Source organism: Pseudonocardia sp. NPDC046786, assembly GCF_040645415.1.
In the GTDB taxonomy this organism is placed as follows: domain Bacteria; phylum Actinomycetota; class Actinomycetes; order Mycobacteriales; family Pseudonocardiaceae; genus Pseudonocardia; species Pseudonocardia kongjuensis.
The window spans coordinates 1-9474 of record NZ_JBEYYF010000052.1; the positions used below are offsets into that span (position 1 = coordinate 1).

Genomic DNA, 9474 nt, shown 5'->3' on the forward strand with positions numbered 1-9474 from the left:
GAGCTTCGAGTCCTTGAATGCTCGCTATCGGCGCGCGGTCCGCGCCCGCGGGCACTTCCCCACCGAGCAGGCCGCGCTGAAGTGTCTCTACCTGGCCACCCGGTCCCCGGACCCGACCGGGAAGGGCAAGGCGCGGTGGTCAATGCGCTGGAAGCCAGCACTGAACGCGTTCGCGATCACCTTCGAAGGCCGTATCGTCGCGAGCAACACCTGAACCCCATCAACGCCGGGTTACACCGTTGATCGGACAGTCCCCCTCTCGCCTGCTCCCCGCGAAACTGATACATATGTCATTATGACGACTGAACCTGTTGGGGCGATAGTCCCGCGACGTCGACAGCGCTTCGCGTGACCGCTCACGCGGGTTGCACGTCGGAGGTGGGCGCAGGGGTCCACGGAGCGCCACTTCCGCTGCCGCACGGCGACCTTCGGGCCGCCGACCTCTACGTCGGCGCAGGCGACGACGGGTCCGTCCGTTTTGATCGACTCGGGCTGGGTCACGACCGCGACGAGGCGGACGCGCTCCTGTTCACGGGTGACCACGGGCCGCCGACGATCAGCTCCACAGGGGTGCTCCGGCACCCCACGCCTGCGGCATCACTGCGCCCGCGCGGCGGTTGTCGCTGCCACGAGACCTGGCGTGACCTCCCGATCAACTGCTGATGACAACGCAAGTTCCCTCCGCGAAAGGACCCCACATGCCGAACCTGTTGGACCTCAAGGGACGCGTAGCTATGGTCACGGGCGCCGGGCAGGGAGTCGGGCGGCAGATCTCCCTCGACCTGGCGGCCCACGGTGCCGGCTCCGTCATCGTGAACGACTACTACGAGGACCGGGCCGTCGCCGTCGCCGACGAGATCAGCGCGGCGGGCGGTCGAGGGGTCCCGGTCTCCTTCGACGTCACCGACTACGAGGGCGTGCTGCGGGGTGTCGAGGGGGCCGTGGCGCAGACGGGGCCAGTGGACATCCTCGTGAACAACGCCGGCAACGCCGGTCCCGATCACACCATCTTCGACAACACGCCCTTCTGGGAGACCAGTCCCGAGCAGTGGGCGCCGTGGCTCGGCTCGAACTTCTTCGGAGTCCTCAACTGCACGCGCGCCGTTGCCCGCTGCATGGTCGAGCGGAGGTACGGACGGATCGTCACGATCATCTCCGATGCCGGCCGGGTCGGGGAACCGAACCTGGTCGTGTACTCCGGTGCGAAGGCGGGCGCGGCCGGATTCATGCGCGGCCTGGCCAAGTCCGTCGGCCGTCATGGGGTCACTGCCAACTGCATTGCGTTGTCCGCCATGCGAACCCCGGCGAGCGAGGCTGCACTCGAGGACCCGGAGATGGTGACGAAGATGCTCAGGAGCTACGTAATCAAGCGATTCGGTGAGCCGTCGGATGCCTCGGCGCTGGCCCTGTTTCTCGCTTCGGACGCGGCGGAGTGGATCACTGGTCAGACCTACCCCGTGAACGGCGGCTACTCCGTCGCGGTCTAGGCGGGCGTGTCATCGGGGTCGGAGCCGTCGTCGTCGACTCCTCCGGGCGAGGTGTAGCCGACGGCCCGTCCCCAGATGGTCACGATGTGGTCGACCAGATCCTCACGGGGCCAGGACCGTCCCCGGAGGAAGAGGGCGGAGCACCCCTCGTCGACCATTCCGGCCAGTAGCTCGGCCATGATCTCGGTGCGCATGCTCCCGACGTCCGCTTGGTTCAAGGAACTCTCGATCCCGCGCTGGATCTTCCGGGTGAACTCCCGGCGGGTGTCGTCGCGGATCTCCTGGAACCGCGGGTTCGTCGCCGACATCTCGTCGAGCAGTCGCCACAGGTCCACGTTCTCCGCGAAGGCGGAGACGTAGCGGTCGACCGTGACGCGCACGCTCTTCAGCGGTACGTCGGGCCGCCAGATGTCCCGCGACTCCTCCTTGAGCCCGGTCCACATGTTCTCGAGGAGCCGCGAGTAGATGTCTTCCTTGTTGTCGAAGTAGAGGTAGAAGGTGCCGTGGGCACGTCTAGCGGCCCGAGCGATTTGGGCGACGGTCGCGCGCGTGTAGCCGTGCTCCACGAGCACCGAGCGCGCTGCAGCCAGCAGCGCACGCCGGGTGGCCTCCGTGCGTCGTCGCTGGCCGTTGCTCGTCCCGGGTGCCGTCGTCACCAGGGTTCCTCCGTCGGTTCGCGCCTCGTCGAGACGTGATCGTCGCACGCTCCCCCCGGGCCGGGGCGACGGCGCCCGAACCTCGCCTTCGCGGCGGGTCGTGGTTGACACCGCCGGAGCCCCTTGGCAAAACTGATACGAGTGTCAGATTACTTCCCGACTCAGCGGAGCGTGGGGACACATGGAGCAGGCGGCGTACGAGGCCTTCCGGCGTGAGCTGTTCGAGGCGATATGGAGGGATCTGGACCCGCTCGAGGAGGAGATCGAGAACAACGAGGCGCTCCCGTACGACCGGCTGATGCCGTTGCTGCGCGAGATGCGGGCGTTCGGCCTGACGATCCCGGAGGAGTACGGCGGCGTCGGTCTCACTATGACGCAATACCTCCCGGTCCTCGGCGAGTTCGCGAAGGTTCAGGGCGGCATCCGCGTGGTCGTCCACGTCCACAACTCAATGGCGCACGCGCTGTGGGAGCTCGGCGACGAGGTCCAGCGGAAAGCCATCCTCCCGGGGTGCGCGGACGGCTCGAAGTCGGTGGCCTTCGCGCTCACCGAGCCCGACCACGGCAGCGGCGCCGACCTCGGGACGACGATCGTTCGCGACGGCGACGACTACGTGATCAACGGCCGCAAATGGCTCATCACCAACTCCGACTTCGCCAGCCACTTCATCGTCTTCGGCAAGACCGACCCCGGCGCAGGAGAGAACGGGGTCAGCGCCGTCCTGGTGGAACGGGACCGGCCCGGCCTATCCATCCAGGCGCTCCCCGAGACGATGGGATGCAAAGGCGGTCAGCACGGGCTGCTGACGTTCGCCGACGCGCGCGTCCCGGTCGCCAACCTGCTCGGCGAGGAGGGGCGCGGCCTCGCACAGATGGAGCAGGCGCTCGAGATCAGCCGCGTCTTCATCGCGGCGACCTCCCTCGGCACCGCCGAGCGCGCCCTCGAGCTGTCGCTGCGGCAGGCGAAGGTGCGTACGACCTTCGGCAAGCCGCTCGCCGCCCGGCAGGGCATCCAGCGCTACCTCGCCGAGATGGCGACGGACGTCTACGCGCTCCGCAACATGATCAGCGACGCCGCGGAGAAGTGGGACCGCGGCCTGCGCATCCCGGCTGAGGCGTCGATGTGCAAGCTCTTCGGCCTGGAGGCCGTCGGGCGGGTCACCGACCGGGCCCTGCTGGTCTTCGGCGGCATCGGCTACACACGCACGCACCCGATCGAGCGGCTCTACCGGGATGCTCGGCTCAACTGGCTGGAGGAGGGGCCTCCCACGATCCAGTACATGGTGGCCGCCGGAGCGCTCCTGAACGGGTACGCATGGGACCGTTGACGGCGTCCTGCGCGGGCAAGGTGGTCATGGTCCTCGGCGGGACCCGGGGGATCGGCCGGGCGTGCTGCCTCGATCTCACGCGGGCCGGGGCGACCGTTGTGGTGACGGGGCGGTCCGCGGAGAACGCCCACGCCGTCGTGCACGACGTACGGGCCGGCGGAGGCGAGGCCACCGCAGCCGTGCACGACCTCTCCGACGTGGACGCCACCGCCCGCACGATCGACGAGGCGTACGCAGTCCACGGGCGCCTCGACGGGCTCGTGGCGAACGCGGGGATGAACCCCTACTTCGTGCGACCGGAGAAGGTGACGACGGAGGAGTGGGACACCTCCATGGGCGTCAACCTGCGTGGAGTGTTCTTCGCCGTGCAGGCGGCCGCCCGGCACATGCTCGCCACCGGCGGGGGCAGCGTCGTGACGATGTCCTCCGTGACCGCCCAGCGCGGGACCCTGCGCGGGTTGCCCTATGTCGCGGCAAAGGGCGGCGTGGACGCCATGACGCGAACCCTGGCCGTCGAATGGGCCGACCGGGGAATGCGCGTGAACGCAGTGGCGCCCGGCTACGTCGAGACCGACCTGACCGAGGGCCTGCGCCACCACGAGAGCCTGCGCGAAATGGTGCTGCGCAAGGTGCCCGCAGGCCGGTTCGGGACAGTCGAGGAGATCGCGGCCCTCGTGACATTCCTCGTGTCCGACGCGTCGGCGTATATCACCGGACAGGTCCTCACCGCGGACGGCGGATTCGCCGTCGCGTAGCGACAAGCCCAGGAGCAGATCATGAGAGACGTATTCGTCGGTGGCGTGGGCATGACCGCCTTCGGCAAGTTCCCGGACCGGACGATGGGCAACCTGGCCGTGGAGGCGACCACCAGCGCGCTGAGCGATGCCGGCCTCGCAGTCTCCGACGTGGAGACGGTGTTCTTCGCCAATGCCACCGCCGGTCTGATGACGGGCCAGGAGATGGTGCGGGGGCAGATCGCCCTGCGCGAGACGGGCCTGCTCGGCCTCCCCATCGTGAACGTCGAGAACGCCTGCGCCTCCGCGTCCACGGCCGCGCACCTGGCCTGGCTGTCCGTGGCCTCCGGCCAGACCGACATCGCGCTGGCGGTCGGTGCGGAGAAGCTGTCCCATCCGGACAAGAACCGGTCGTTCACAGCGCTCTCTGCGGCGGTTGACCAAGAGCGGCTGGACGAGCTCAGGGCCGAGCTCTACGGAGAGGACAACGACCCCGCGACCACCGGGGACCGGTCCTTCTTCATGGACGTGTACGCCGACATGGCCAAGAAGTACATGGCGCGCAGCGGTGCCACGACACAGGACTTCGCCGCGGTCGCCGTGAAGAGCCACCGGCACGCCGCTCTGAACCCGCGTGCCCAGTACCGCAACGAGGTAACCGTCGAGCAGGTGCTGGAGAGCCGGCACGTGAGCGGCCCGCTGACGCTGCTCATGTGCTCGCCCATCGGCGACGGCGCCGCAGCGCTCGTCTTCGTCTCCGACGATGTCGCGTCGCGGCTCGAGACGCCGAAGGTTCGCCTGCGCGCATCCGTGGTGGTGTCCGGCCGGGAGGGCCCGTCCGCCGAGACCGCGGCGGAGCGCGCGGCGATGAAGGCCTACGAGATCGCCGGTCTCGGCCCGGAGGCCGTCGACGTGGCGGAGGTGCACGACGCGGCCGCACCCGCCGAGCTGATCATTTACGAGGAGCTCGGCTTGTGCGGTCCTGGTGACGGGCCGAAGCTGCTCGCCTCCGGCGCCACCACTCTGGGCGGTCGGGTGCCCGTCAACACGAGCGGGGGGCTCATCTCTAAGGGGCACCCCGTCGGAGCAACGGGGTGTGCGCAGCTGGTCGAGCTGACCGAGCAGCTCCGCGGGACGGTCGGCGCCCGCCAGGTCGAGGGCGCGCGGGTCGCTGTCGGGGAGAACGGCGGGGGCTACCTCGGCCCGGACCCGGCGGCCGTGTGCGTGACCGTCCTGTCCCGGGATTGACGAGAGATGGGCATGATGAGCAGCAGGAACGGACCGCTGAGCGGGTTTACCGTGCTGAGCCTGGCCGAGCAGTATCCCGGGCCCTACGCGACCCTCCTGATGGCGGACATGGGCGCCGACGTCGTCGTGGTGGAGCGTCCGGCGGGCGGTGACCCGGCGCGGCAGTTCCCGGCCTTCCACGAGTCGCTGAACCGCAACAAGCGGTCGGTCGCCGTCGACTTGAAGTCTCCCGATGGGCGGGAAGCCCTCCTCCGGCTCGCCCGCACGGCCGATGTGCTGCTGGAGGGCTACCGGCCGGGCACGATGGATCGGCTGGGGCTCGGGCCGGAGGTGCTGCGCGAGGCGAACCCGCGCTTGGTCATCGCCTCGGTCAGTGGTTTCGGCCAGGACGGCCCGTACCGAAACCGGCCGGCCCACGACCTCTCCTACCAGGCCGCGGCCGGCATGCTCCACGAGCTCGCCGCCGACCGGCGCACGGGTCCGGTGAGCACGCTTGCGATCGGGGACGTGTCCAGCGGAATGTTCGCGGCCGTCGGCGTCCTGGCGGCACTCCTGCGGCGCGGACAGACCGGCGAGGGCGGCTATGTCGATGTCTCCATGACCGACGGCCTGGTGTCGTGGATGACCACACAGCTCGTTCCGGTGCTGAACTGCGATGCCGCGGCCGGCTTCCAGCACGAGCCCGGCTACGGCGTCTTCCGCACGTCCGACGGGCTGCTCAGCCTGAGCGTGGCGCACGAGGACTGGTTCTGGACGCCGATGTGCGCCGTCCTCGGGATGGATGACGTGGCGGGGCTGCGCGCTTCCGACCGGATCGCGCGCAAGGACGAGCTGCGCGAGCGCATCGCGACCGTGCTCGCCACCCGGTCGCGGGACGAGTGGGTGGCGGTACTGGACCAGGCCGGTGTCCCGATGGGCCCTGTCCTCGACCTCGAGGAGGTGGCCGACGACCCCCACGTGAAGGACCGCGGCCTGCTGGTCGAGGTCCCCGCGGACCACCGTCGGCCGGCCCGCCGGCACGTCCGTCAGCCGCTGGTCTTCGACGGCGCCGGCCCGGGGCCGAGCCGGCACGTCCCCGACGTCGGGGAGCACACGCGGGAGGTGCTCGGCGCGATCGGGTACGCCGACGACGAGCTGGAGCGGCTGCTGGCGTCGGGAGCGGTCGCGGAGCCGGCGCCTCGGCGGCCGGCGAGCTGAGGGGGATCTACGCCCGGGAGTAGGGCAGGTACTCGCGGCCGAAGATCTCCCGCGCGACGATGAGCTTCTGGATCTGCGGGGTGCCGTCGCCGATCTCGAGACCGCTGACGTCGCGCAGCATCTGCTGGAGCGGCAGGTCTTCTGAGTAGGCCACGTGCCCGTGGAGGACGATGCAGTCGTGGATCGCCTGCACCGCGGTGCGCGGCCCCCACCACTTGATCATGGCCGCCTCCTTCGTGTGCGGCAGCCCGGCTTGGCGCAGAGCAAGAGTGTGGTGGCAGAGCCACCTGACGCCCTCGATGTACGTCGCGTGCTCCGCCAGTGGGAAGGTGACGCCCTCGAACTTGGCGATCGGCTGTCCGAACGCCTCGCGCTTCTTGGCGTACTCCACGGTCAGGTCGATCGCTGTCATCGCGGTGCCGATCGTGAGCAGGCCGAGCAGGGCTCGCGTGTAGTCGAACTCGCCCAGCACCATCGGGAACCCGCGGCCGATCTCGCCCATGAGATGCTTGTCCGACACGAACGTGTCCTCGAAGGACACCGCGGCGCGGCCGATGGGCCGGAAGCCTGTGTCGTCGAATGGGCGCCGGGTCACGCCGGGCGCGTCGAGGGGGACGAAGAACGCGGTCACCTCGCGACTGGTCCGTTCGGGGGAGCTCTTGGCGAAGACGATGAGGCCATGGGCGTGCGCCGCGAGGCTCGCTGACGTCTTCTCCCCGTTCAGCAACCAGCCTCCGTCGACCTTCGTCGCGCGCGTGCGCATCGCCTGCGCATCCGAGCCGCTGTCGGGTTCGGTCAGTGCCAGTCCAGTGAGGAGCTCGCCGCTGATGAGGCCGGGCAGCCATTCGGCCCGCAGAGCCGGCTGCAGGTTCCGCTCCAGCATCCCGCCGGCGATCGCGGAGTTGAACATGGCGAAAGCAACGTTGAAATCGGCTCGGGCGACCTCCTCGCAAGCGATGCCGACCGCGATCAGGTCCGCACCCTGGCCGCCGTTCGCCTCGGAAACCCCCAGGCCCAGCAACCCGTGCTCGCCGAGCAGGCGATAGACGTCCCAGAAGAACGCCGTCGACCGCGCGCGTTCCAGGTATCCCGCAGCGAGCTTGTCCTGGCTGAACCGGTGGACCGACTGCCGGAAGGCGGCATGGTGCTCGTCGAAGAGGAAGGCGGACACGGGCGGGCTCCTCTCTGCCGTCACCGACCAGTGAAGACCGGCGGACGCTTCTCCTGGAAGGCACGCAGGCCCTCGGCCATGTCGTGCGAGTGCTGGTGCAGCGTGGACGCGAGGAGCTCCAGTCGCAATCCGGTGCCGACGGGTTGCTCGAGGGCATCGTCGACGAGCTGCTTCATCCGGCGCAGGCCGAGCGGGCTGCGCGCAGCGAGCTTGTCCACGAGCGCCGTCACGGCCGCGTCCAGCTCGCCGTCGGGCACGACCTGGTTCACGAGTCCCGCCTCGACCAGCTCGGCCGCGGGAACGAAGTCACCGGTGAACATCAGGTACTTGGCCCGGGTCGGGCCGATCTTGCGCGGCAGGCGCACCGACGCGCCTCCTCCTGGCAGGAGTCCGTAGTTCGCATGCGCGTCGCCCAGCCGCGCGCTCCGGGCCGCGACGACGAGGTCGCAAGAGAGCACGGTCTCCAGGCCGCCCGCCAGCGCCAGCCCGTTGACGGCTGCGATGACTGGCTTGGGGAAGCTCTCGATGCGGTTGAGCAGTGCCCCCACAAGCTCGAGGAACTGCCGCTGCCCGTCACCGGAGCCCTCGACGGAGTTCCGAACGAGTTTCAGGTCCGCGCCGGCGCAGAAGGCACGTCCGGTCCCCGTGACCACGACGCAGCGCACCTCGTCGTCTGTCTCGGCGCCGTCCAGCCCCTTCTGCAGGCCCTCCACGACGTCGACGTTCAGGGAGTTCATGGCCTCCGGCCGGTTGATCCGCAGCCACGCCGCCGCCCCGCGCCGTTCGGCGAGGACCGGTGTCGCAACGACCTGGGACTCTTCCGCTGCCGGTGTCTCTGTCACCAGGGCCTCCTCTGGGACGAAAAAACTGATGCGCGTGTCATCTTTGCTCATCTGCGGCGGCAAGTCGAGACACGACGGGCGGCTCCCGTGTGGCGCTCGACCCGCGGCGGCCGAGGCTCGCCGCTCCGAGCCGGCCTCGGCGGTGTGGCGGCCGTCCACTGGTCGCCGGTGCCTCTCCGGTGGGTGGGTGGGGGTGGATCCGCGCTCCGTCGGCGATCTGCCGCCGGACCCGCCGGGTCGGACCGCCGCGAGATGGATCGGAGAGGGGGTTCCCTCTCGAGGGCGCTCCTGGCGGTCATAGCGCTCGTCGAGAAATGGTTCGCGGGCGAGAGGTGGATGTGCACGTTTCGGTCGTTCGTGCATCATTTGATCGCCACGAGGAACCATGACGGCCGGCATGGGTGCTCCGGGGGGCAGGAGCCGAGTGCGGGAATTCGGCCGACACGATCACTGTCGACATACAGGGTTCAGGAATGTTGGGCACGAGTCGCGCCAGCGAGGGCAAGAAGGTGGCGCGGCGTAGCGGTGCGATTACTGGCTCTTCCGGATCTAGCCCCGGCTTTTCACGTTGTTGAGGGGCGATCGGGGCCCCGGATGCAGAAAGTGCCCCGTGACCAGGTAGGACAGAGCTTGCTGAGGGCTATGTCCGGCGGGTCGAGGGGGCACTTTCCAGGTGGAGGCCACAACCACGCGTCCGAAGATCATCGTCTCGGCTGGCGATCGTGATCGCGCACAGCGAGAAGGAACAGGCGGCGCCGACGTTCAAGGGCACCTTCGGCTATCACCCGATGCTGGCGTTCTGCGACAACACC

9 protein-coding genes are annotated in these 9474 nt (G+C 69.3%); 6 read left to right on the forward strand and 3 right to left on the reverse strand.

All coding sequences use genetic code 11. From position 1 onward, the window contains the following. Together ABZ881_RS30525 and ABZ881_RS30530 are read left to right on the forward strand one after the other, a co-directional pair. The coding region (locus ABZ881_RS30525; protein WP_358489459.1) for a transposase at positions 1–214 on the forward strand (214 nt) is incomplete at its 5' end. A gap of 484 nt (positions 215–698) precedes the next feature. Beyond that, positions 699–1487 (forward strand): SDR family NAD(P)-dependent oxidoreductase, encoded by a 789-nt coding sequence (locus ABZ881_RS30530; RefSeq protein WP_358489462.1) that lies wholly within the window; start codon positions 699–701, stop codon positions 1485–1487. On the opposite strand, the gene ABZ881_RS30535 is transcribed toward ABZ881_RS30530, so the two are convergent. Further along, positions 1484–2143, reverse strand: a complete 660-nt coding sequence (locus tag ABZ881_RS30535; protein WP_358489464.1) for a TetR/AcrR family transcriptional regulator — start codon at positions 2141–2143, stop codon at positions 1484–1486. The genes ABZ881_RS30530 and ABZ881_RS30535 overlap by 4 nt on opposite strands. Positions 2144–2324: 181 nt before the next feature. Here ABZ881_RS30535 and ABZ881_RS30540 point away from each other — a divergent pair, with 181 nt between their 5' ends. The 4 genes from ABZ881_RS30540 to ABZ881_RS30555 are packed head-to-tail and all read left to right on the forward strand — an operon-like array spanning position 2325 to position 6649. Beyond that, complete coding sequence (locus ABZ881_RS30540; protein WP_358489466.1) at positions 2325–3470, forward strand: acyl-CoA dehydrogenase family protein; 1146 nt, start codon at positions 2325–2327, stop codon at positions 3468–3470. A 26-nt stretch (positions 3471–3496) separates the two neighbouring features. Further along, positions 3497–4225: an SDR family oxidoreductase gene (locus ABZ881_RS30545; protein WP_358489469.1), complete on the forward strand. Its 729-nt coding sequence runs from the start codon at positions 3497–3499 to the stop codon at positions 4223–4225. A 51-nt stretch (positions 4226–4276) separates the two neighbouring features. Then, positions 4277–5452, forward strand: coding sequence for a thiolase family protein (locus ABZ881_RS30550; RefSeq protein WP_358489471.1), 1176 nt, complete (start codon positions 4277–4279; stop codon positions 5450–5452). A 15-nt stretch (positions 5453–5467) separates the two neighbouring features. After that, complete coding sequence (locus ABZ881_RS30555; protein ID WP_358489473.1) at positions 5468–6649, forward strand: CaiB/BaiF CoA-transferase family protein; 1182 nt, start codon at positions 5468–5470, stop codon at positions 6647–6649. Positions 6650–6656: 7 nt separating this feature from the next. On the opposite strand, the gene ABZ881_RS30560 is transcribed toward ABZ881_RS30555, so the two are convergent. Then, a complete protein-coding gene (locus ABZ881_RS30560) occupies positions 6657–7820 on the reverse strand; it encodes an acyl-CoA dehydrogenase family protein (protein ID WP_358489476.1) in 1164 nt (387 codons plus the stop codon). Between the two features lie 20 nt (positions 7821–7840). Next, positions 7841–8662: an enoyl-CoA hydratase-related protein gene (locus ABZ881_RS30565; RefSeq protein WP_358489478.1), complete on the reverse strand. Its 822-nt coding sequence runs from the start codon at positions 8660–8662 to the stop codon at positions 7841–7843. Positions 8663–9474: the final 812 nt, after the last annotated feature.

What these genes read in the sequence shown, in the direction of transcription:
- ABZ881_RS30540 (WP_358489466.1), top strand. Translation starts at nt 2,325, where the DNA reads ATGGAGCAGGCGGCGTACGAGGCCTTCCGGCGTGAGCTGTTCGAGGCG.
- ABZ881_RS30555 (WP_358489473.1), top strand. Translation starts at nt 5,468, where the DNA reads ATGAGCAGCAGGAACGGACCGCTGAGCGGGTTTACCGTGCTGAGCCTG.
- ABZ881_RS30530 (WP_358489462.1), top strand. Translation starts at nt 699, where the DNA reads ATGCCGAACCTGTTGGACCTCAAGGGACGCGTAGCTATGGTCACGGGC.
- ABZ881_RS30550 (WP_358489471.1), top strand. Translation starts at nt 4,277, where the DNA reads ATGACCGCCTTCGGCAAGTTCCCGGACCGGACGATGGGCAACCTGGCC.
- ABZ881_RS30545 (WP_358489469.1), top strand. Translation starts at nt 3,497, where the DNA reads ATGGTCCTCGGCGGGACCCGGGGGATCGGCCGGGCGTGCTGCCTCGAT.